The 22,531-nt window shown below is 70.7% G+C and carries 20 protein-coding genes and 1 tRNA gene; 13 read left to right on the top strand and 8 right to left on the bottom strand.

The features are described from left to right. Nucleotides 1–38 precede the first annotated feature (38 nt). The 5 genes from ACO0E1_RS03985 to ACO0E1_RS03965 all read left to right on the top strand — a co-directional run bounded on the left by ACO0E1_RS03985 (nt 39) and on the right by ACO0E1_RS03965 (nt 6,564). On the top strand, nt 39–2,066 hold the full coding sequence (locus ACO0E1_RS03985) for a S1C family serine protease (protein WP_422873001.1): 2,028 nt from the start codon (nt 39–41) through the stop codon (nt 2,064–2,066). A gap of 423 nt (nt 2,067–2,489) precedes the next feature. After that, the gene (locus ACO0E1_RS03980) at nt 2,490–3,533 is read left to right on the top strand and encodes a glycosyltransferase family 2 protein (RefSeq protein ID WP_422873000.1); all 1,044 of its coding nucleotides are present in this window, start codon (nt 2,490–2,492) and stop codon (nt 3,531–3,533) included. Nucleotides 3,534–3,537: 4 nt separating this feature from the next. Continuing rightward, nucleotides 3,538–4,359 (top strand): CDP-alcohol phosphatidyltransferase family protein, encoded by an 822-nt coding sequence (locus tag ACO0E1_RS03975; protein WP_422872999.1) that lies wholly within the window; start codon nt 3,538–3,540, stop codon nt 4,357–4,359. Further along, nucleotides 4,356–5,264 (top strand): glycosyltransferase family 2 protein, encoded by a 909-nt coding sequence (locus ACO0E1_RS03970; protein ID WP_422872998.1) that lies wholly within the window; start codon nt 4,356–4,358, stop codon nt 5,262–5,264. The genes ACO0E1_RS03975 and ACO0E1_RS03970 overlap by 4 nt, the downstream gene beginning before the upstream one ends. A 67-nt stretch (nt 5,265–5,331) precedes the next feature. After that, entirely contained in the window at nt 5,332–6,564 is a 1,233-nt protein-coding gene (locus ACO0E1_RS03965) for a CDP-glycerol glycerophosphotransferase family protein (RefSeq protein ID WP_422872997.1), read from the top strand. Between the two features lie 11 nt (nt 6,565–6,575). Here ACO0E1_RS03965 and ACO0E1_RS03960 read toward each other — a convergent pair whose 3' ends face one another. From ACO0E1_RS03960 to ACO0E1_RS03945, 4 genes are all read right to left on the bottom strand, one after another. Then, nucleotides 6,576–6,878 (bottom strand): hypothetical protein, encoded by a 303-nt coding sequence (locus ACO0E1_RS03960; RefSeq protein WP_281267238.1) that lies wholly within the window; start codon nt 6,876–6,878, stop codon nt 6,576–6,578. Nucleotides 6,879–6,999: 121 nt separating this feature from the next. Continuing rightward, entirely contained in the window at nt 7,000–7,770 is a 771-nt protein-coding gene (locus ACO0E1_RS03955; protein ID WP_422872996.1) for an ABC transporter ATP-binding protein, read from the bottom strand. Continuing rightward, nucleotides 7,770–8,594: an ABC transporter permease gene (locus ACO0E1_RS03950; RefSeq protein ID WP_422872995.1), complete on the bottom strand. Its 825-nt coding sequence runs from the start codon at nt 8,592–8,594 to the stop codon at nt 7,770–7,772. The genes ACO0E1_RS03955 and ACO0E1_RS03950 overlap by 1 nt, the downstream gene beginning before the upstream one ends. Nucleotides 8,595–8,635: 41 nt before the next feature. Then, on the bottom strand, nt 8,636–9,331 hold the full coding sequence (locus ACO0E1_RS03945) for a phosphocholine cytidylyltransferase family protein (protein ID WP_281267241.1): 696 nt from the start codon (nt 9,329–9,331) through the stop codon (nt 8,636–8,638). Between the two features lie 299 nt (nt 9,332–9,630). Between ACO0E1_RS03945 and ACO0E1_RS03940 the strand changes: the two genes are divergently transcribed. The 3 genes from ACO0E1_RS03940 (at nt 9,631) to ACO0E1_RS03930 (ending at nt 13,032) form a co-directional block, all read left to right on the top strand. Further along, on the top strand, nt 9,631–10,959 hold the full coding sequence (locus tag ACO0E1_RS03940; RefSeq protein ID WP_422872994.1) for an ABC transporter ATP-binding protein: 1,329 nt from the start codon (nt 9,631–9,633) through the stop codon (nt 10,957–10,959). Further along, the gene (locus ACO0E1_RS03935; RefSeq protein WP_422872993.1) at nt 10,935–12,509 is read left to right on the top strand and encodes an ABC transporter permease; all 1,575 of its coding nucleotides are present in this window, start codon (nt 10,935–10,937) and stop codon (nt 12,507–12,509) included. The genes ACO0E1_RS03940 and ACO0E1_RS03935 overlap by 25 nt, the downstream gene beginning before the upstream one ends. Before the next feature lie 259 nt (nt 12,510–12,768). After that, entirely contained in the window at nt 12,769–13,032 is a 264-nt protein-coding gene (locus ACO0E1_RS03930) for a DUF3039 domain-containing protein (RefSeq protein WP_281267244.1), read from the top strand. A gap of 31 nt (nt 13,033–13,063) precedes the next feature. Here ACO0E1_RS03930 and ACO0E1_RS03925 read toward each other — a convergent pair whose 3' ends face one another. Then, complete coding sequence (locus tag ACO0E1_RS03925; protein WP_422872992.1) at nt 13,064–14,356, bottom strand: nicotinate phosphoribosyltransferase; 1,293 nt, start codon at nt 14,354–14,356, stop codon at nt 13,064–13,066. A 72-nt stretch (nt 14,357–14,428) separates the two neighbouring features. Here ACO0E1_RS03925 and murI point away from each other — a divergent pair, with 72 nt between their 5' ends. Genes murI through rdgB form a run of 3 tightly spaced genes read left to right on the top strand, consistent with a single transcriptional unit; the run spans nt 14,429 to nt 16,586 of the window. Continuing rightward, the gene (gene murI / locus ACO0E1_RS03920; RefSeq protein WP_422872991.1) at nt 14,429–15,274 is read left to right on the top strand and encodes a glutamate racemase; all 846 of its coding nucleotides are present in this window, start codon (nt 14,429–14,431) and stop codon (nt 15,272–15,274) included. Next, entirely contained in the window at nt 15,271–16,002 is a 732-nt protein-coding gene (gene rph, locus ACO0E1_RS03915; RefSeq protein WP_422872990.1) for a ribonuclease PH, read from the top strand. Before murI ends, rph begins: the two co-directional genes overlap by 4 nt. Beyond that, nucleotides 15,999–16,586 carry an RdgB/HAM1 family non-canonical purine NTP pyrophosphatase gene (rdgB, locus tag ACO0E1_RS03910; protein ID WP_422872989.1) on the top strand — a complete coding sequence of 196 codons (588 nt, stop codon included), beginning with the start codon at nt 15,999–16,001 and terminating at the stop codon, nt 16,584–16,586. Before rph ends, rdgB begins: the two co-directional genes overlap by 4 nt. Nucleotides 16,587–16,719: 133 nt before the next feature. Here rdgB and ACO0E1_RS03905 read toward each other — a convergent pair whose 3' ends face one another. The 3 genes from ACO0E1_RS03905 to ACO0E1_RS03895 form a co-directional block, all read right to left on the bottom strand. Then, nucleotides 16,720–17,406 (bottom strand): DedA family protein, encoded by a 687-nt coding sequence (locus ACO0E1_RS03905; protein WP_422872988.1) that lies wholly within the window; start codon nt 17,404–17,406, stop codon nt 16,720–16,722. Nucleotides 17,407–17,524: 118 nt separating this feature from the next. After that, a tRNA-Leu gene (locus ACO0E1_RS03900) sits at nt 17,525–17,605 on the bottom strand. A gap of 57 nt (nt 17,606–17,662) precedes the next feature. Next, complete coding sequence (locus ACO0E1_RS03895) at nt 17,663–18,973, bottom strand: MFS transporter (protein WP_422872987.1); 1,311 nt, start codon at nt 18,971–18,973, stop codon at nt 17,663–17,665. Nucleotides 18,974–19,016: 43 nt separating this feature from the next. Here ACO0E1_RS03895 and mnmA point away from each other — a divergent pair, with 43 nt between their 5' ends. Together mnmA and ligA are read left to right on the top strand one after the other, a co-directional pair. Further along, the gene (mnmA, locus tag ACO0E1_RS03890; RefSeq protein ID WP_422872986.1) at nt 19,017–20,129 is read left to right on the top strand and encodes a tRNA 2-thiouridine(34) synthase MnmA; all 1,113 of its coding nucleotides are present in this window, start codon (nt 19,017–19,019) and stop codon (nt 20,127–20,129) included. 36 nt (nt 20,130–20,165) lie between these two features. Beyond that, on the top strand, nt 20,166–22,496 hold the full coding sequence (gene ligA / locus ACO0E1_RS03885; protein ID WP_422872985.1) for an NAD-dependent DNA ligase LigA: 2,331 nt from the start codon (nt 20,166–20,168) through the stop codon (nt 22,494–22,496). The last annotated feature ends 35 nt before the right edge of the window (nt 22,497–22,531 follow it).

Below are 22,531 nucleotides of genomic sequence, written 5' to 3'. Positions count from 1 at the left end.
GCGACAGACTGCACGAGCTTGAAAGGAGCACGTCCAGCATGACCGACACCACGCCCAACGGGCACGGCGACGACGACCGTCAGGACGACACGACCCCAGGGGTCGGCGCCGACGACGTCGCGCAGCAGGCGGGCGACGCTGGAGCGTCGACGCCGAGCGAAGCAGAGACCAGCGCGCACCGCGACGCGGACCACACCGACGCGGACCACACCGACGTGATCGAACCGGCGTCGACGGTGCACGAGACGGAGCAGTTCCCCGCCTCGGAGCAGCTCCCCGCCTCGGAGCACCCGACGAGCCAGTACACGGCGCCGTACCCGACGACCCACGACGCCCAGCAGACGCCGGGCGGCTACGGGCAGGACCACTCGGCGTACGCGGCGCCCGCGTCCCGGCCCGAGCAGTCGGAGGGTCAGACCGGCCAGCAGCCGACGGCGGCGTACGGCCAGCAGGCGGCGTACGGCCAGCAGGCAGCGTATGGCCAGGAGGCGCAGTACGGCCAGGCCGGTCAGTACGGCCAGGCGAGTCAGTGCGGCCAGACGAGCGAGTACGGCCAGGCAGGCCAGTACGGCCAGACGAGTCAGTACGGCCAGACGAGCCAGTACGGCCAGGCAGGCCAGTACGGTCAGGCCGGTCAGCAGCCGCGGTACGGCGAGTACGCGCAGCACGGCTCCGCCCAGGCGCCGACGTCCGCCTACGGCCAGCCGGCGGCGAACACCTCGGCTCCCGCGCCCACCTCGAGCGCGTTCGGGGACACCGACGGCGCGGACCAGCGCACGAACGGCTACTACTTCGGCGGCGCTGCCGGCGGTGCAGCGGCGGCCGGTACCGACACCACCACGAAGCGGAAGTCGGGCCGCTCCAAGCTCGTCCTGCCGGTCGTCGGTGGCCTCATCGTCGGTGCGCTCGTCGGTGGTGCAGCCGGCGGCGGCTGGGTCGCAGCGACCTCGAACGGCGGCGGCACCACCTCCAGCTCGTCGAGCTCGAACGGCGGCGGCAACCTCACCGTCAACGACTACAACTCCGCGACGGTCGTCACCGCCGTGGCCGCGCAGGCGACACCCTCCGTCGTGACGATCAACGTGTCGTCCTCCAGCGAGGCCGGCACCGGTTCCGGCGTCGTCCTCAGCAAGGACGGCTACATCGTCACGAACACCCACGTGGTGACCCTCGACGGCGACAGCTCCAGCGGGACCATCCAGGTGACGACGTCGGACGGGAAGATCTACCCGGGCAAGCTCGTCGGCACCGACCCGACGGTGGACCTCGCGGTGATCAAGATCGACGCGAGCGACCTCAAGCCGATGTCCTTCGCGGACTCGTCGAAGCTCAACGTCGGTGACACCGCTGTCGCGATCGGCGCGCCGCTCGGCCTGTCGAACACCGTCACGGACGGCATCGTCTCGACACTGAACCGCAGCATCCAGGTGACGTCGAGCGACCCCAACGCCGGTGGCGACTCCAACGAGGGCCAGGGCAACAACGGCAGCGGCCCGTTCGACTTCTGGGGCAACGGCGACAACGGATCGAGCTCGGGTGCGAGCACCACGGTGTCCCTCCCGGTGATCCAGACCGACGCGTCGATCAACCCCGGCAACTCCGGCGGTGCGCTGCTCGACTCGAAGGGCAAGCTCATCGGGATCAACGTCGCGATCGCCAGCGCGGGCAGCACGGACTCGTCGAGCTCGCAGTCCGGCAGCATCGGCGTCGGGTTCTCGATCCCGTCGAACCTCGTGAAGCGCGTCGCGAACGAGATCATCGACAACGGCTCGGCGACCCACGGCCTCCTCGGCGCCACCGTCGGTGACGCGAACGAGGACGCGAAGGCGACCCAGATGGGCGGGCTCATCAAGTCCGTGACGTCCGGTGGTGCTGCGGCGGCCGCCGGCCTGCAGAAGGGCGACGTCGTCACGAAGATCGGTGACGCGACCATCTCGGACGCGACCGACCTGACCGCACAGGTCCGCTACTTCGCCGGCGGTGCGAAGACGACGATCACCTACGTTCGCAACGGGGAGACCCGCACGGCAGACGTGACGCTCGGGACCTACGACAGCAAGAGCTGACGCAGGAACGGACGGACGGGAGGCGCGGTGCCAGCTGGCACCGCGCCTCCCGTCCGTCCGTGGTCCCGCCACCCGCTCGGCGCGCGTCGCGGGGCGCGGGGCGCGGAACGTCCGCATCCGGTCGAGCGGGCGAAATACCGGCGTCGGGCGCAGGGCAGACCCGGGTACTTCGCCCGTTCGGGGTGTGCGCGGTCCGCGTCCGGTCGAGCGGGCGAGATACCGCGGTCGATCGTGGGAGCGCCCGGGTATTCCGCCCGTTCGGGGTGCGCGCGCTCCGCGTCCGGTCGAGCGGGCGGAATACCGGCGTCGGGCGCACGGTGGACCAGGGTATTTCGCCCGCCCGGCGCTGGGGTGGTCCGCAGGTGGGCCGGTTGGGCAGTTGATAGGCTTCAGGTCGCTCACCGCCAGGACCCCGAGGAACGCATGCAGACAGACGGACAGCCCCTGCCGGGCGTCTCGTACGTGATGCCCGTCCTCAACGAGGTCACCGAGGTCCGTGCAGCCGTCGCGAGTCTTCTCGACCAGGACTACGAGGGACCGTTCGAGGTCGTCCTGGCCCTCGGTCCGTCGATCGACGGCACGAACGAGCTCGTCGCCGAGATGAGCGCAGCCGACCCCCGTGTCCGTGCGGTCGAGAACGCCGTCGGATCGACCCCGGCCGGTCTGAACGTGGCCATCCGCGCCTCGGAGCACCCGATCGTCGTGCGCGTCGACGCGCACTCGGTCCTGCCCCGCGATTACACGCGGATCGCCGTGCGGACGCTGCAGGAGTCGGGCGCGGACAACGTCGGCGGCATCATGCGTGCCGAGGGACGCACGCCGTTCGAGAAGGCGGTCGCACTGGCCTACGGCAGCCGCGTCGGTCTCGGCGGGACCCCGCACCACGTCGGTGGACAGGCGGGTCCGGCGGAGACCGCGTACCTCGGCGTCTTCAAGCGCGACCGGCTGTTCGCGGTGGGGCTCTTCGACGAGGGCATCAAGCGCGGGCAGGACTGGGAGCTCAACCGACGGCTGCGCACCACCGGGGGGACCGTCTGGTTCACGCCGGAGCTCGTCGTGACCTACCGTCCGCGTCCGAGCCTCAAGCGCCTGATCCGCCAGTTCGTCGCGACCGGGCTCTGGCGAGGCGAACTCGCACGCCGTTTCCCCGCGGGCAACGGCATCCGCTACTTCGTGCCGCCGGCCATGGTCGCCGGACTCGGGCTCGGCATCGTCGCCGGGATCGTCGGCATCATCGGCGCTGCGGTGCACAGTGGCGCCGCGTGGGCACTGCTCGGGTTCGTCGTCCCCGCGGTCTACCTGCTGTTCGTCGTCGTGGGTGCCCTCGCGGTCGCACGACGCTCCGACGCGGCCAACCGGGCATGGCTGCTCGTCGTGCTGCCGTGCATCCACATCGGCTGGGGGGTCGGGTTCATCGTCGGGTTCCTGACGCGGACCTCCGAGCTGACGACCCACACCGGACGGTGACCCCATGACCGACCAGCAGCCCGCCGAGCACGGCTACGCGCACCCGACCTCGATCGCGGAACTGCGCGCGGTCGCCCAGCCGGACGAGGTCCGGTCGCGCGCGAACGCCGAGCACTGGACCGCCTCGCTGTACCTGCGTGACGTCTCGCCGTACCTGACCTGGGTGCTCCTCAAGACCCGGATCAGCGCGAACCAGGTCACCGGCCTGATGATCCTGGTCGGGTGGTCGGTCGCCGCTGCCCTGCTCATCCCCGGGATCTGGGGCGCAGCACTGGCGCTCGTGCTCGGTCAGCTGCAGATGCTCGTCGACTGCTCGGACGGCGAGGTCGCCCGGTGGCGCGGGACCCGCTCGCCCGCCGGGGTGTTCCTCGACAAGGTCGGGCACTACACGACCGAGGGCCTCATCCCGATCGCACTCGGCGTCCGCGCTGCCACGTGGCCGATCCACGGCGCCGACTGGATGTGGACGACGATCGGCTGCGCGCTCGGGCTGGTCATCGTGCTCAACAAGGCCCTCAACGACATGGTGCACGTGGCCCGTGCCAACTCCGGGCTCGAGAAGCTCGTCGACCGCCGGGACGCCTCGACCGCTCCGTCCGGGCGTCGTCTCGCGTCGCTCCGCCGGGTCGCACGGTTCCTGCCGTTCCACCGGCTCTACCACTCGGTCGAGCTCTCGATGCTGGCGTTCGTGTTCGCGCTCATCGGTCTGGTCGTCGGGCACCCGCTCGTGGACTGGATCCTCGTCGGGGCGCTCCTGCCGCTCGCCGTCATCGCGACGTTCGGGCACTTCGTCGCGATCATCTCGTCGAAGCGGGTGCGCGCGTGACGCCCGGCACCGTCCGCCGCCATGCGGTCGCGCACAGCGAGCGCCCGCGGGTCGCCGTGGTCAGCCTGTCGCAGGGCACCCGGCCCGACGACCTGCGCCGCGGCCTGGAGAGCGTGCTCGCGCAGCAGGGCGTGGAGCTCGACGTCGTCTGCGTCGGGAACGGCTGGGAGCCGAGTGGTCTCCCGGACGGCGTCCGCACGCTGGCGCTCCCGGAGAACGTCGGCATCCCGGCCGGGCGCAACGCCGGTGCCGAGGTCGTCGACGGCGACTACGTGTTCTTCCTCGACGACGATGCGTCCATCCCCTCCGCGACGTTCCTGCGCGACGCGATCGGCATGTTCGAACGCGACCCGTCGCTCGGCCTCGTGCAACCGCGCGTCGTCGACCCGACCGGGACGGCGAACCCGCGGCGGTGGGTGCCCCGGATCCGGAAGGGCGACCCCACCGAATCGTCGCCGGTCTTCTCGGTGTGGGAAGGTGCGGTCATCCTGCCGATGGACGTGTACCGCGTCGTCGGCGGATGGGGAGCGCCGTACTTCTACGCGCACGAGGGCATCGAGCTCGCGTGGCGGGTGTGGGACGCCGGCCGACGGACCTGGTACGCCGGGGACCTGGTCGCGAACCACCCCGCGATCGACCCGGCGCGGCACACCGAGTACTACCGCCTCAACGCCAGGAACCGCGTCTGGTTGGCCCGCCGCAACCTGCCCGCGCCGCTCCGGTCCCTGTACGTCGGGTCGTGGGCAGCGATCCAGGTGGCACGCTGGTGGCGACACCCGGCACGGCTCCGGGTGTGGTTCGGTGGCGTCCGCGAAGGCTGGGCGACCGACTGCGGTCCCGCACACCCGATGGGGTGGCTGACGATCGGCCGGATGACGCTGGCCGGCCGGCCGCCCGTCGTCTGACCCCGCGGGCCGCCCCCGATCCGACGAGACCCGACCCGCCCCGATCCGCCCCGACGAGAGAGGCAGCATGCCGATCATCCACGACGCCCGCACGGCCGTCCGACTCGCACGTCGGCTCCTGAGCGCCCGCGGGAACCGGCGGACGCTCGCCCGACGCCTGGCCGCGGAGTCGCCGCTGGCACCGGGGAGCATCGAGATCGCGGTGTACTTTGCCGACGGGCCCGTGAACATGTACCAGGTCCGGCAGTGGTACGCCCCGCTTGAGGAGCTGTCGAAGACGCACCCGGTGGCGATCATCTCCCGGAACCCCGGAACGATGCTCACACTGCTCGACGAGGCGCCGGTGACCGCTGTCTACGCACGGCAGGTCGTCGACCTGGAACGCTTCGTCGACGAGCAGGCGCCGAAGGTCGTGCTGTACGTCAACCAGAACGCCCGCAACTTCCAGATGATGCGGTACGGACGGATGTGGCACGTCTTCGTCAACCACGGCGAGAGCGACAAGATGTACATGACGACGAACCAGTTCAAGGCGTACGACTACGCCCTGATCGCCGGGGACGCCGCCCGTGACCGACTCGCCGAGGCCCTGTGGGACTACGACCTGGACAGCAGGGCGATCGCGATCGGTCGTCCCCAGGCCGACCACTTCGCGGGGAAGCCCCCGTACCCGGCCGATGACCGCACCGTCGTGCTCTACGCCCCGACCTGGGAAGGCGATCGCCCGGCGGCCGCGTACGGTTCGATCGCGAGCCACGGCACGACCATCGCCGAACGCGTGCTCGCGTCGCCCCGCCACCGCTTGGTCTACCGACCGCACCCGCGGAGCGGCGTCCTGGACGACGACTACAAGGCGGCGCACGAGCGGATCATCGCGGCCATCGCCGCCGCGAACACCGCAGACCCGGGCGCGCACCACGTGTACGACGACGGACCGGAGCTGGGCTGGCAGCTCGCGGACGCCGACGTCGCGATCACCGACATCAGCGCGATGATCTACGACCGGCTCGCCGTCGGCAAGCCCCTGATCGTCACGCGGCCCCGTTCCGCAGAAGCCGACGTCGACGAGCGCGGGTACCTGGCAGCGGCGAACTGGCTGACCGCGACCGACGCGGAGGACGTCGTGGCACGCGTGGACGCCGCGGCACACGACGAATCGAAGCTCGCGGCCCTGCGGCACTGGGTGACCCGGTACTTCGGCGACACCTCGCCCGGGACCGCGACTGCTCGCTTCCACGACGCGATCGAGCGGCTCATCGCTCGCTGGCACCGCGTCGCCGAGGAGCACGGCGAGCGCTGACCCGGTCCGGTTCACGGCGCGAGGCCGGGACCGACCAGCGACATCCGCCACAGGTACTCGCTGTGGTCCGGGCGACGCCACCGGACGATCACGACGCCGGTCTCTTCGGGACCGGCGCCGAACACGGCGATCCCGATGCTGCGCCCTGGTTCGAGGCGGCGCACGACGAGTGGTGGGCAGTAGCCGGTGCCGAGGTGGGTGAGGCTCAGTCCGTCGACCGGCTCGTCGGACATGTTCGTGAGGTCGTACCGTCGGGGCGCGTGCGTGCGGTCGACGACGAAGGGGACAGCGTAGGCGGTTGGTGCGGGGTGCATGGGGGTGAGGGTAGGGGGAGGGTCCGACGCTGGGGGCGCGGGAGTGCCCTGTGGGCCCATGGGTTGTGGAGCGGGGGCGGGATCGGCCTGGTTGTTGGGGAGAGGGGGCCGACGACCGGGCTCAGACGCCGTAGTCGGCGGAGTACTTCGCGAGCGCGTCCTCGATCGGGCCGTCGAGCTGCAGACGACCCTTGTCGAGGTACAGCCCGCGCTTGCAGAAGCGCCGGAGGTCCTTGTCGCTGTGGGACACGAAGAAGAGGGTCCGACCGCCGGCCAGGAGTTCCTCGATCCGCTTGTAGCACTTCTCGCGGAACGCCTTGTCGCCGACCGCCAGGACCTCGTCGACGAGGATCACGGGTTCGTCGAGGCGGGAGATCACAGCGAACGCGATGCGGACCTTCATGCCGCTCGACAGGTGCTTGTACGGGGTGTCGACGAAGTCGCCGATCTCCGCGAAGTCGATGATCTCGTCGAAGCCGTCGCGGATCTCGGCCCGGGACATGCCGTGCAGCCCGGCCGTGAGGTAGACGTTGTCGCGCACGGTCAGGTCACCGACGAAGCCGCCGGTGATCTCGATGAGCGGGGCGACTCCGGCGCCGACGTGCACGCGGCCCTCGTCGGGGAGCATCACCTGCGCCACGAGCTTCAGGAGCGTGGACTTGCCCTGGCCGTTCCGGCCGACGACACCGATCGCCTCTCCGGGGCGGACGTCGAACGAGACGTGGCGCAGCGCCCAGAACTCGTCACCGCGCTTGCGCCGGTTGCTGCCGGCGAAGAGATCCTTGAAGCTGCGGCTGGCGCGACGGTTCCGCTTGAAACGGATGCCGGCGTCACGGACCGAGATGACCGGCTTCCCGGTCGCGGTCTGGGTCGTGGACTCGGTCGCGGTCATCAGAGCTCCTTGAGGACGCGGTGCTCGCTGCGCCGGAACACGACGAGTCCGACGGCGACCACGATCGCGGTGATCACGACGGACGACAGGACCTCGAACCAGTCGAGCTGCTTCGGGAAGAACGCCGAGCGGTAGATGCCGAAGATGCCCGTCAGCGGGTTGATCGCCGCGAGGGGGCGCAGGGCGTCCGGCAGGGCGTTGGTGCCGTAGATGATCGGCGAGGCGTAGAAGGCGAAGCGGAGGACGAGCTTCACGGCACGCTCGAGGTCGCGGAAGAACACGACGAGCGGCGCGACGATGAGCCCCAGGCCGTAGACCAGCGCGCACTGCAGCACGATCGCGAACGGGTAGAGCACGACCTGCCAGTGCACGTGGGCGCCGGTCGCGATGACGAAGATCGCGAGCACCGGGATGCTCAGCAGGAACTCGATGCCCTTCGACGCATCGATCCGCGCGACCCAGATGCTCCGTGGGATGGTCGTCGACCGGATGAGCTTGGCTTCCTTGATGAACGCCCGGGTGGAGTCGGAGACCGCACCGGTGAACCACATCCACGGCAGCAGGGCCGTGAGCAGGAAGACGATGTACGGCTCCTCACCGACGGAACCGCGGTGGAAGACCTGCGTGAAGACGAACCAGTAGATGCCCGACATCACGAGCGGGTCGAGGATCGACCAGACGTACCCGAGCGCAGACGTCGAGTACCGTACGCGGAGGTCGCGCTTGGTGAGCAACCAGAGCGCCTGACGATAGCGCCGACCGGCACTGCGCGACGCTGCGGTGGCAGCGGTCACGGGCACGGTCGGCGCACTCGCTGACGTCATGGGGTCCTTCCGGCCGGGATCGCCGAGAGGAGGCTGGCGGCTCAGGCGAACAGGTTGTTCGCGCGCTCGAGGTCTTCGGCGAAGTCGATCTCGACCGCGTAGAGGTCGGAGATGTCGATCGGCGTCCAGCGTAGCCCGTCCTCGCCGATGGCAGCCTCGATGCCGCCCTCGAAGTACTCCTGGTCGTCGACGCGACCGAGGTGGTGGATGAGCGCCTGCTTGTCGGCGGCGGAGACGTAGTTGATGCCGACCGCTTCGCCGAGACCCCCGACGACCTGCTTCGAGAGCTTGTGGATGAAGCCCTCGGCGTCGACGGTGTACTTGACTTCTTCGTCGGACACCTTCTCGGTGTTGACGCTGACGAACGAGCGGTCCTGGTCCATCATGTCCGCGGCACGGACGAGGGCACGCGGGTCGAAGACGACGTCGCCGTTCATCCACAGGACGCCGCTCTTGCCGGTGGCCTTGAGTGCACGGAGGAGGCTCTTCGAGGTGTTCGTGGAGTCGTACGACTCGTTGTAGACGAAGTTCGCCTCGGGGAAGGCCTCGACGATGTACTCCGACTTGTAGCCGACGACGACCGTGATCCTGGCGCTCGAACCGAAGGCCGCACGGATGTTCTCGAACTGCTGCTGCATGATGGTGCGGCCGTCGCTGAGCTCGGTGAGCGGCTTCGGCAGGCTGCGCCCGAGGCGGCTGCCCATCCCTGCTGCGAGGATGACGATCTGCGTGGTCATGGTGGTCCCTTCCGGTGTCCGCCCGCGCGCCCTGGGGCACGGGCGGGCCTCGTCGAGTCTGCTCGCGGTGCATCCGAAATCGCCGAGAGTCGCCGGCGACCGCACCGTCCGGTGTGGTCGGTCGACCCGTCAGGTGTTCGGTCCGAGCAGGTTTCCAAGTGGTGAACACTTCGTCGTGCCCTGGCGAATGATACGGAACGTCCCTCCATCGGGGTACGTGCTGAGTGTCTTCGTAGTCATTTCGTGACACTGCAGGACGCGGCCCGCCGATGTCCGGACCGCATTGGTACGGTGGGGCCGTGACGCCAGCAGCAGGGGACGACGAGGACGTGTACGCGACGTCCGACGCTGCCTGGCTGACCGAGACGACCGCGCTCGACGAGGACGCCGACAGGGCCGACGACGACGCGGACGACGACGACGAGACGGCCGGGGACGACGCGGCCGAGGACGACACGGGGGACAGCGATGCGCACCACCGCCCTGGACAGGACGGTATGAGCGACCACACGACGACGTCGGAGGGTGAGACGGCGGAGGACGAGCGCGTCGAGGAGACCGGCGTGCTGCCGGCGGCTGCCCCGACGAGCACGACGAGCACGTCGAAGCCGGCCGCGAAGAAGCCGCGCGCCAAGCGCCCAGCTCGCGCGACACGCCCGCAGGGCGCCGCGACGACGAACCCGGCCGCGACGACGAACCCGGCCGCGAACGCCACGCCGGAGGCGGACGCTGCCACCGCATCAGAGCCGACCACGGACGCTCCGCAGGCCGACGGCCGGACGGAGGACGAGCCTCCCGTCCGGACCAAGCCTGCACCGAAGAAGCGGACGCCTGCTGCCAAGCGGGGCGCGACCGCGACCGCCCAGCAGCCGGTCGTGCTCCGGGCCAGCGGCCTCGTGAAGCGGTACGGACAGACGCTCGCCGTGGACGAGGTCGACCTCGAGATCCGCCAGGGCTCCCTGTTCGGCGTCGTCGGCCCGAACGGTGCCGGCAAGACCACGACCCTGTCGATGCTCACCGGACTCCTGCGTCCGGACGCCGGCACGGCCACCGTGCTGGACCACGACGTCTGGGCCGACCCGGCTGCCGCGAAACGCAGCATGGGGGTCCTGCCCGACCGACTGCGCCTGTTCGACCGGCTCACCGGCGCGCAGCTGCTCTTCTACTCGGCGACGCTCCGCGGACTCGACGGCAAGACCGCCCGGTCGAGGAGCGCCGACCTCGCCGAGGCGTTCGGCCTCGGCGACGCGCTCGGCCGACCCGTCGCGGACTACTCGGTCGGCATGGCGAAGAAGATCGCGCTGGCCGCGACCCTGATCCACTCCCCGCGCGTGCTCGTACTCGACGAACCGTTCGAGTCCGTCGACCCGGTGAGCGCGACCACCATCACGGAGATCCTCCGGCGCTACACACAGGGCGGCGGCACCGTCGTGCTGTCGAGCCACTCGATGGAGCTCGTGCAGCGCACGTGCGACTCGGTGGCGATCATCGTCGGTGGCAAGGTGCTCGCATCGGGCACCATGGCGCAGGTCCGTGGGCGCAAGAGCCTCGAGGACAAGTTCGTCGAACTCGCGGGTGGCCGCGTCGTCGCGGAGAGCATGGAATGGTTGCACAGCTTCTCCGGCTGAGGGCCGACCTGCTCGCGGGGGAGATCCGCGGGGGAGCCCGACGCTCCGTGCTCGTCGTCCTCGGGAGCCTCGCCGGCCTCGTGGCGGCCGTCCTCATCGCCATGGCGGTCACCGCGCTGCGCTCGGCCGATGCCGACGCCGCGCGCGCCGTCATCGTGCCGGTGGGGACCCTCATCACCGTCGGCTTCACGATCATCCCGCTCGCGGTCGGCGGCGCGGACCAGTTCGACCCGCGTCGCTTCGCGGTGTTCGGCGTGACCAGGAAGGACCTGGCGATCGGCCTCGGCGTCGCCGGGCTCGTCGGGGTCCCGGTGGTCGGCGTCGCGATCGTCGCCGTCTCCCAGTCGGTCGCGTGGATGCGGGGCGCCGGGACCGGTGTGCTCGGTGTCCTCACCGCGCTCGTCGTCGTCGCCACGTGCGGGCTGCTCGTCCGCGTCGGCTGCACGGTCGGCTCGTGGCTGCTCGGATCCAACCGTCCGACTCGGGACGCCGGCTGGCTCGTGGCCCTGGTGGTCGTCGTGCTGCTCATCCCGACGGTGTCGCTCCTGGTGGGCGCCGACTGGCTCGACCCGGAGAGCGCCGAGCTGCAGCGCATCGCCGACATCTCGGGGTGGACGCCGTGGGGCGCGGCGTGGGCGGTGCCGGCAGACGTCGCGACCGGCCACGTCGGCGCTGGCATCGCGAAGCTGGTGCTCGCGCTGGTGGTCCTCGGGCTCCTCGCATGGGCCTGGTGGGGGCTGGTCGGCCGCATGCTCGTGACCGTCGACGACCGGACGACGGTGCGTCGCTACCGCACGCTCGGCTGGTTCGACCGCCTCGGCGCGACGCCCGCCGGTGCCGTGGCCGCTCGCGCGCTGACGTACTGGGGGCGCGACCCGCGCTACCGGACCTCGTACCTGATCCTGCTGTTCGTGCCGATCGTCGTCGTGCCGCTCGGCGTTGCCGGTGTCCCGTGGCACTGGACGGCGCTGATCCCGCTGCCGCTCATGGCGGTGATCGCCGGGTTCCTGCCGCATAACGACGTCTCGTACGACAACACCGCGGTGTGGTTGCACGTCGCATCGGGGGCTCCTGGCTGGAGTGACCGCCTCGGCCGCCTCACCCCGGTGCTGGCGGTCGGCGTCCCGGTGATCGTCGCCGGTTCGGCGCTGTCGGCGTGGTTGTTCGGCGACTGGACGGTGTTCCCGGTGCTGATCGGCGTCTGCGTGTCCGCGTTGTTCGCCGGGCTCGGGATCTCCAGCGTGGTCTCCGTGCTGCTGCCGTACCCGACCGTGCGACCCGGGGACCGCCCGTTCCAGCAGCCCCAGGCCGCCGGCGTCGTGTCGACGGTGTCGCAGTCCTCGACGATCATCGGCATCGTGCTGTGCTCGGTCCCGGCCGGGTGGCTCGCGGTGCTCGCGCTGACGGACGGTGCGGAGCCGTGGGCGATGCTGACCCTGGTCGTCGGTGCGGCGGTCGGCGTCGTGGTGCTCGGGGCCGGGGTGCTCCTCGGCGGACGGTTGTTCGACCGGCACGGTCCGGACCTGCTGGCGGCGGCGCAGCGCAACTAGCGGCGCAGCGCAACGAGCGGCGCAGCGCGACGACGTCGTCCGCGCGCCACACGACGACCCGGAGGCTCGTGGCGGCCCCGCAACGAGCCTCCAGGCCGCCGCGGCGTCGCCGCGTATCGAGGGAACAGAAAACGTCGGGTCGCTGCCGCGCACCCGACGTTTTCTGTTCCCTCGATTCCGTCAACGCGCCCACCCCGGAGCGCAGCAGGCGCCGCACGGCAGCGCAGCACGAGCGCCCGACACGACGTACCCTTGTCCCATGAGCATGACGGAACCGGGCGGCGGCGGACTCGACGTGATGGACCGCGAGCTCGAGAAGCTCCTCGAAGAAGAGGCGATCGAGCCGGGCGACCACGAGCGGTTCTCGCACTACGTCAAGAAGGACAAGATCCTGCAGTCCGCCCTGAGCGGCAAGCCGGTCAAGGCACTCTGCGGCAAGAAGTGGATCCCGGGTCGCGACCCGGAGAAGTTCCCGGTCTGCCCGGACTGCAAGGCCATCTACGAGAAGATGAAGGACGAGTAGCCCGTCGACGATCAGCGTCAGACGATCGGCGTCAGACGATCAGCGTCGGGATCGCCGCGTCACCGCGACCGATCCTGGCCGCATCGGCCGGCAGCTCCGCCTTCGCCCCGCGGTGGTGCGCCCGTGCCGCCTCGACCCCGCGGACCCCGAGGAACGCCGGGTCGACCTCGCCGCGCGTGACGACCGGCACCATGAGCGCACGTTCGTCGGAGCCGACGGCACCGGAGGTGTGCACGACCTCGGCGGTCGCGATGCCGTTGCGGAGTCGTCGACCGGCTTCCTTCCGGCCGCCGATGGACGCCTTGTCCGCGGACTTCTTCGCGACCGGGACCCACTCCTCGCCGCTGGTGCGGTGTGCGACGAGCTTGAACACCATGCTCGCCGCCGGGTGCCCCGACCCGGAGACGACCGAGGTGCCGACGCCGTAGGAGTCGACGGGTGCGGCCCGGAGCGCGGCGATCGTGTACTCGTCGAGGTCGTTCGTCACCGTGATCTTGGTGTTCGTCGCCCCGAGTCGGTCGAGCTGTGCCCGGACGCCCGCCACGACCGAGGGCAGGTCGCCGCTGTCGATCCGGACGGCGCCGAGCCGACCGTTCGTCAGGCGGACCGCCGTGTCGACCGCGGTCTCGATGTCGTACGTGTCGACGAGCAGGGTGGTGCCGTCGCCGAGCGCGTCGAGCTGTGAGCGGAACGCCGCCTCTTCCGAGTCGTGCAGCAGCGTGAACGCGTGCGCCGCGGTGCCCATGGTCGGGATGCCCCAGGTGCGCCCCGCCTCGAGGTTGCTCGTCGCGCCGAAGCCGGCGATGTAGGCGGCGCGGGCGGCGGCGACCGCGTTCCACTCGCCGGTGCGGCGGGAGCCCATCTCGGCGAGGGGCCGGTGGTCGGCTGCCGACACCATGCGTGCGGCCGCCGAGGCGATCGCGGAATCGGCGTTGAAGGTCGACAGGGCGAGGGTCTCCAGGACGACCGCCTCGGCGAACGTGCCCTCGATCTGCAGCACGGGGGAGTTGGGGAAGAAGATCTCGCCCTCGCGGTACGCCCGGATGTCTCCCGTGAACCGGTACTCCGCGAGCCAGCTCGCGGTGTCGCCGTCGATCACGCCGCGGTCCCGCAGGAACCCGATCTCCTCGTCGCCGAAGCGGAAGTCCGCCAGCGCCGCGAGGAACCGTCCGAGCCCGGCCGCGACCCCGTAGCGGCGGCCGTCCGGCAGCCGCCGGGTGAAGACCTCGAAGACGCAGCGTCGGTCAGCCGTGCCGTCCTTCAGGGCCGCGTCGACCATGGTGAGTTCGTACTGGTCCGTCAGGAGCGCGCTGGTCACCTCCACGACACTAGTCAGGACATGGCCTGGAGGCTCGGATTGCGTCGAGCCGTCGGCTCCCGTCGGTACGCTGGTCCCGTGACGGATGCACCGATCGGAGTCTTCGACAGCGGCGTCGGTGGACTGACGGTCGCCCGCGCGATCATCGACCAGCTGCCGCGGGAGAGCATCCGCTACGTCGGCGACACCGTGCACTCGCCGTACGGGCCGAAGCCGATCGCCGACGTCCGTCGGTACGCGCTCGAGGTGATGGACGACCTCGTCGAGCAGGGCGTGAAGGCCCTGGTCATCGCGTGCAACACCGCGTCCTCGGCGGTGCTCCGGGACGCTCGCGAGCGGTACGAGCAGGCGTACGGCATCCCGGTCGTCGAGGTGATCCAGCCCGCCGCACGCGCCGCCGTCAAGCAGACCAGGACCGGGCGCATCGGCGTGATCGGGACGGTCGGAACGATCGCGTCCCGCTCGTACGAGGACGCCTTCGCCGTCGCGTCCGACATCACGCTCACCCTCGCCGCCTGCCCGCGCTTCGTCGAGTTCGTCGAGGCCGGCGACACCTCGTCCCCGGAGCTCCGCGACGTCGCCGCCGGGTACCTCGCGCCCGTCCGCGCCGCCGACGTCGACACGCTCGTCCTCGGCTGCACCCACTACCCGCTGATGTCCGCGGCGATCCAGTACGTGATGGGTCCCGACGTCACGCTGGTGTCGAGCGCCGAGGAGACCGCGAACGACGTCTACCGTCGACTCGTCGAGCACGGCCTCGAACGCACCACGACCGCACCGCCGACGTACTCGTTCGAGGCGACGGGTGACGACCAGGCCGGTTTTATCCGGCTCGCACGCCGGTTCCTCGGACCCGAGGTATCCCGCGTCGGCCACCTCCAGACCGGGGCGATCACGCTGCCCCGCACCGAAAGGACACCATGACCACCCGCATCGACGGTCGTTCGACGACCGAGCACCGCCCCGTCACGATCGAGCGCGGCTGGAGCACCCAGGCCGAGGGCAGCGCGCTCATCTCGTTCGGCAACACGAAGGTGCTGTGCACCGCGTCGTTCACCAACGGCGTCCCGCGCTGGATGGCCGGCAAGGGCACCGGCTGGGTCACCGCCGAGTACTCGATGCTGCCGCGCTCCACGAACGAGCGCATGCAGCGCGAGTCCATCAAGGGCAAGGTCGGCGGGCGCACGCACGAGATCTCCCGGCTCATCGGCCGTTCGCTCCGTGCCGTCGTCGACATGAAGGGCCTCGGTGAGAACACGCTCGTCCTCGACTGCGACGTGCTCCAGGCCGACGGCGGCACCCGCACGGCGTCGATCACCGGCGCCTACGTCGCCATGGCCGACGCGATCGAGTGGGGCCGCGACAAGGGCTTCATCGCGAAGAAGGCGACGCCGCTGACCGACAGCGTGCAGGCCATCTCCGTGGGGATCGTCAAGGGTGAGCCGATGCTCGACCTCGCGTACACCGAGGACTCGAACGCGGACACCGACATGAACATCGTCACGACCGGGTCCGGCAAGTTCATCGAGGTGCAGGGAACGGCCGAGCACGCGCCGTTCGACCGCGACGAGCTGAACGTCCTGCTCGACCTCGGGCTCTCGGGCAACGCGTCGCTCGCGGCGATCCAGCGCTCAGCCCTGGGGCTCGCGTGACGGGCACCGTCGTCCTCGCGACGCACAACCAGGGCAAGGTCGTCGAGCTCCGCGAGATCCTCGGCGCGACCCTCGGTGGCGTCGAGCTCGTCGGCTACGACGGACCGGAGCCGGTCGAGGACGGCGACACGTACGCGGCGAACGCCCTCATCAAGGCGCGGGCGGCCGTCGCGCACACCGGGCTGCCGGCGCTCGCCGACGACTCCGGCATCGCGGTCGACGTGCTCGACGGTGCCCCCGGGATCCACTCGGCGCGCTACGCCGGCACCCGCGTGGACGACGACAACATCGCGCTGCTGCTGTCGAACCTCGAGGGCGTGGTCGAGCGGACGGCGGCGTTCGTCTGCGCCGCCGCGTTCGTGACTCCGGACGGCCAGGAGCACGTCGTCGAGGCGGTCTGGAACGGCGAGGTGCTGACGTCGCGTCAGGGGACCGGCGGCCACGGGTACGACCCGGTCTTCAAGCCGGACGACGCCGACCGGTCGTCCGCGCAGCTCACGCGCGAGGAGAAGAACTCGCTGAGCCACCGGTCGAAGGCGTTCCGCGGGATCGCCCCGATCGTGCGCGAGTACTTCGGCGCGTAGCCCGGGGCGGCGGCGCCGATCGCTCCCGCACAACGAAAAGCACCTCGCACCGCGGAAGTCCGTGGTGCGAGGTGCTTTCGGTTGGGCGACGGCGCAGCGGGCGACGGCGCAGCGCGCGCGGTGCGCCGGCGGGCTACTCCGCGGTCGGCTGCTCCTGCTCCTCCTTCTTCGCCTTGCGGGCGTTGCGGAAGTAGGTCAGCGCCATCGGCACAACGGTGACGAGCACCGCCGCGATGAGGATCAGGTCGATGTAGTTCCGCACGAGGTCGGCGACGAACGGGATGTACCCGAGGAAGTACCCGAGGAACGTCACCCCGACGCCCCAGATGACGGCACCGATCGCGTTGTACAGCGAGTACTTCTTGTAGTTCATGCGCCCGACGCCCGCGGCGATCGGCAGGAAGGTCCGCACGACCGGCACGAACCGCGCCAGGATGACCGCGAGCGGGCCGAAGCGGTGGAAGAACGCGTTGGTGCGGTCGACGTTCTCCTTCGAGAACAGACCGCTCTCCTTGCGCTCGAAGATCGGCGGACCGGCCTTCTTGCCGATGTAGTAGCCGAGCTCGCCACCGAGGAACGCCGCCGCGCCGATCATCAGCGCCGCCACCCAGATCGGGATGCCGCCGATGGCGCCGCCGCGGTCGAAGGCGAAGAGCCCGGTGATGACGAGCAGGCTGTCGCCGGGGAAGATGAACCCGATCAGCAGGCCGGTCTCGGCGAAGATGATGGCGCACACGACGAGCACGGCGACGGCCCCGAAGTGGTCGAGGATGTACTGCGGATCCAGCCAGGGGATCAGGGCGAGTGCGACGGAGTGCATGCTTCTTCCGGTCGTGCGTGTGCGAGGACGGGAAGGTCACCCGCACGACGAGGGTACCGTGCGGGTGTGACCTGGCCGTCCTCCTGCAGGGGGAGATGCGCGAGCACGCATCCGACGGTGCGGAAGGAGGGACTCGAACCCTCACGCCTGGGGCACAGGAACCTAAATCCTGCGTGTCTACCGATTCCACCACTCCCGCGAGCAACCGACAGCGTACCCGGCCCGTGCGGACCGACCCCGTGCGCGCCTGCCCCGCTCAGCGCAGGCGTCGGGGCAGGTACCTCGGCACGTACCGGAGCAGGACTCCGGCACCGACGAGCCCGAGCACGCCCATCACCCCGCTGGCGATCGCGATCGAGGCCACCGCGGTGATGCCCGAGATGACCAGCGGTGCCGCCGCCTGCCCGAAGTCGCCGGTGAAGCGCCAGGCGCCGAGGAATGGTGCCGGGTGGTCCCGCGGCGCCAGGTCCGCGCCGAGCGTCATGAGGATCCCGGAGCCCACCCCGTTCGCCAGGGACATCGCCATCGCGACCGCGACGAACCAGCCGACCCTGGCGTCGAGGTGGTCGCTCCACGCGAGGAGGAAGTAGCAGATGCTCAGGCCGAGCATGCAGGGGAGTGCGCTCGCGAGCCGCCCCCAGCGGTCCATGATCTGGCCGCTCGTGTAGAAGAGCGCGAAGTCGACGGCCCCGGCGATGCCGATGACGAGCGCGGCCGTCGAGTCGTTCAACCCGACGCTGACCGCCCAGAGCGGCAGGATCACCTGACGCCCGGCGCGCATCGCCCCGATCAGCCCGGCGCCGCTGCCGAGCCGCAGCAGGACCCGGTGGTGTTCGCGGATGGTCCGGAAGAGCCCGTGTGACTCCTCCTTGACGAACTCCTCGCCTGCGAGGACCGCCGGTGCAGTCGGGCCGTCGGTCTGGCCGTCGGTCGGGCCGTCGGTCGGACTGGAGGCTCGGCTCGGCCTGCGCAGACCGCGCACGCCCGTCGCGGGGTCACGCAGGACGAGCAGGGTCACCGCGGCCGCGAGGCAGCAGACGATGTGGATCCAGAAGGCGCTCTGGGTCGTGCCGGTGAGGTGGACGACGCCGGCGGCGATGAACGGCCCGACGAAGTAGCCGAAGCGGAAGACCCCGCCGAGGCTGGACAGCGCTCGAGCCCGGATGGCGAGCGGGATCGCCGTGGTCATGTAGGCGTGCCTGGCGAGGGCGAAGACGGCCGTGGAGATGCCCACGAGGAAGACGCCGATCGCCAGCACGACGGGGTTCGGCGCGACGACGCACACGGTCAGTCCGAGCATCGACACGACCGCGGCGCCGATCATCGCGTTCCGCTCGCCGATGCGCGCGACGACCACGCCGGACGGCACGTCGCCGATGAGCTCGCCGACGAGGATGAGTGACGCGACGAACCCGGCGATCGCCAGGCTCGCTCCGAGGGAGTTCGCGGCGATCGGGATGATCGGGATGATCGCGCCCTCGCCGATCGCGAAGAGCGCCGCGGGCAGGAACCCGGACAGCAGCACGGCCCGGAAGTCGAAGGGCGGGGGCTCTGGGGTGGTCGTCATCGCGGGACCAACGCTACGCCCGGGGCGGAGTTACCCTTGGAGCATGCGTGTTCTGGCGGCGATGAGTGGTGGAGTCGACTCGGCGGTGGCCGCGGCCAGGGCGGTCGACGCCGGGCACGACGTCGTCGGGGTCCACCTCGCGCTGAGCCGGATGCCGGGCACCCTGCGGACCGGCAGCCGCGGCTGCTGCACCATCGAAGACTCGATGGACGCCCAGCGCGCCGCCTCCGCACTCGGCATCCCGTACTACGTGTGGGACTTCTCGGCGCGGTTCAAGGAGGACGTGGTCGACGACTTCGTGGCCGAGTACCAGGCCGGTCGCACGCCGAACCCCTGCATGCGGTGCAACGAGCGGATCAAGTTCGCGGCGCTCCTCGAGAAGGCGCTCGCCCTCGGGTTCGACGCCGTGTGCACCGGCCACTACGCGTCGATCGTGACGGGTGCCGACGGCGCGCGTGAGCTGCACCGTTCGGCCGCGTGGGCGAAGGACCAGTCGTACGTGCTCGGCGTCCTCACCGCCGAGCAGCTCCAGCACGCGATGTTCCCGCTCGGTGCGACCCCGTCGAAGGACGAGGTCCGGGCCGAGGCCGCCGCACGCGGACTCACGGTCGCGCAGAAGCCCGACTCGTACGACATCTGCTTCATCCCGGACGGCGACACGCGCGGCTGGCTCGCCGACCGCGTGGGGACCGCTCCCGGCGACGTCGTCGAGCGGGACGGCACGGTCGTCGGCGCACACGACGGAGCGACCGGGTTCACCGTCGGGCAGCGGCGCGGGCTCGCGCTCGGGCGTCCGGCGCCGGACGGCAAGCCGCGGTTCGTGCTCGAGATCCGTCCGAAGGACAACACCGTCGTCGTCGGGCCGAAGGAGGCGCTCGACGTCACCTCGATGTCGGGCTCCCGCTTCACGTGGGCGGGGACGGCTCCCGCCGACCCGTCCGTCCCGTTCGCGTGCGACGTGCAGATCCGCGCGCACGCCGACCCGGTGCCCGCGACCGCACGGGTCTCCGACGGGGTCCTGGTCATCGACGTGGACGAGCCGCTCTCCGGTGTCGCACCGGGGCAGACCGCCGTGGTCTACGTCGGGACCCGGGTGCTCGGCCAGTGCACGATCGACGAGACGGTCAGCGCCGTCCCCGTTCCCGTCGACGCCTGACTCCGGGGGTCGGTGGTCCACGGTAGAACTGTGGGTATGAGCGAGACCGACGCCACGTTCGAGACCATCGACCCTGCCGCGCTCGACGCCGCCCAGGCGGGGCGAGAGGTTGACCGGCTGCGCTCGACGATCAACGAGCTCCGCCACGGCTACTACGAGGAGAACGGGTCCACCGCCTCCGACGCCGAGTACGACGCACTGGTGCACCGGCTGGACGCGATCGAACAGCGCTTCCCCGAGCTCCTCACCGAGGACAGCCCGACGCAGACCGTCGGCGGCCAGGCGGAGACGACGCAGTTCGCGCCGGTCGAGCACGCCGAGCGGATGCTGAGCCTCGACAACGTCTTCAGCCCGGAAGAACTCACCGACTGGGCGATCAAGGTCCAGCGTGACGCCGGGTCCGAGCGCGTGCGGTTCCTGACCGAGCTGAAGATCGACGGCCTCGCGATCAACCTCCGCTACGAGAACGGTCGGCTCGTCACCGCGGCGACGCGTGGCGACGGCGTCGTCGGGGAAGACGTCACGGGCAACGTCCGCACGATGGGCACCATCCCGGATCGGCTGACGGGCACCGGTCACCCGCCCCTGGTCGAGGTCCGTGGCGAGATATTCTTCCCGGTGGAGCAGTTCGACGAGCTGAACGCCAAGCAGCGCGATGCGGGCGAGCGCGTCTTCGCCAACCCGCGCAACGCCGCTGCCGGTTCCCTCCGCCAGAAGGAAGAGGGCAAATCCCCCGCGAAGCGTGAGCTCATGGTGGACCGACTCCGACGGCTCCGGATGCTCGTGCACGGCATCGGCGCGTGGCCTGTGCGTGAGCTCGAGCGTGACACCGACGTCCGTTCCCAGTCCGAGGTGTACGAGCTGCTGCACACGTGGGGGCTGCCGACGGGGACACACCACCGGGTGTTCGACTCCATCGAGGAGGTCCTGGGGTTCGTCAAGGACTACGGCGAGCGTCGGGCTTCGGTGGAACACCAGATCGACGGCATCGTCATCAAGGTCGACGACCTCGGCCTGCACGAGGAACTCGGGTCGACGTCCCGCGCGCCGCGGTGGGCCATCGCGTACAAGTACCCGCCGGAAGAAGTGCACACGAAGCTCCTCGACGTGGTCGTCAGCGTCGGACGCACCGGCCGTGCCACGCCCTTCGCGGTGATGGCCCCGGCCGAGGTCGCCGGATCCGTCGTCCGGCAGGCCACGCTGCACAACCAGCAGGTGGTCAAGGCGAAGGGCGTCCTGATCGGCGACACCGTCGTCCTCCGCAAGGCCGGTGACGTCATCCCCGAGGTGCTCGGCCCGGTCGTGGAACTCCGCGACGGCTCCGAGCGTGACTTCGTGATGCCGACGGCCTGCCCGGAGTGCGGCACCACGCTCGCCCCGGCGAAGGAAGGCGACATCGACCTCCGGTGCCCGAACGCCGAGAGCTGCCCAGCGCAGGTGCGGGGGCGGGTGGAGCACATCGCGTCCCGTGGCTCACTCGACATCGAGGGCCTCGGCGAGGTCGCCGCGGCAGCCCTGACGCAGCCGCTGGTCCCGGAGACGCCGCCCCTCGAGACCGAGGCCGGCCTGTTCGACCTGACGATGGAGGACATCGTCCCGATCGAGGTGATCGTCCGCGACGCCGAGACCGGCATGGAGAAGACGGACGATGACGGCACCCCGAAGCGTGTGACGCCGTTCAGCCGTGCCCGCAAGAAGACCGACCCGCCGTTCGACCCGGATGCCCGCGGCGCGGACTACACCGGTGAGCCCAGCCGGTACCCGTCGAAGAACGCGTTCGAGATGCTCGCGAACATCGACGCCGCCAAGACCAAGCCGCTCTGGCGGATCATGGTCGGCCTGAGCATCCGGCACGTCGGCCCGGTCGCCGCCCGGGCCCTGGCGAACCACTTCGGGTCGCTCGACGCCATCCGGAACGCCTCCCGCGAGGAACTCGCAGCGGTGGACGGCGTCGGCGGGATCATCGCCGACGCGCTGCTCGCCTGGTTCGAGGTCGACTGGCACCGTGACGTCATCGACCGGTGGACCGCCGCCGGCGTGCAGTTCACCACGCCAGGGCACCCCGGGCCGGGTGCCGCCGACGCCGAGGACGGGGTGCTGAGCGGGCTGACGGTGGTCGCGACCGGCTCGCTGGAGGGGTACAGCCGAGAAGGTGCGCAGGAGGCGATCATCGCCGCGGGCGGCAAGGCGGCGTCGAGCGTGAGCAAGAAGACGGACTTCGTCGCGGCCGGACCCGGCGCCGGGTCGAAGCTGACCAAGGCCGAACAGCTCGGCGTGCGGATCATCGACGCCGAGCAGTTCAAGCTCCTCGTGACCGAGGGTCCTGCGGCGCTCCCCGAACCGCAGGAGCCCGCAGCGGAGGACTGACCGGCGGCACGCCAGCACGTCCGGGGGCCGTCCGC

Origin of the sequence: Curtobacterium guangdongense, assembly GCF_049341845.1 — a bacterium.
Classification (GTDB): Bacteria; Actinomycetota; Actinomycetes; order Actinomycetales; family Microbacteriaceae; genus Curtobacterium; species Curtobacterium guangdongense.
This window is presented reverse-complemented; position numbering and strand designations above follow the sequence as displayed.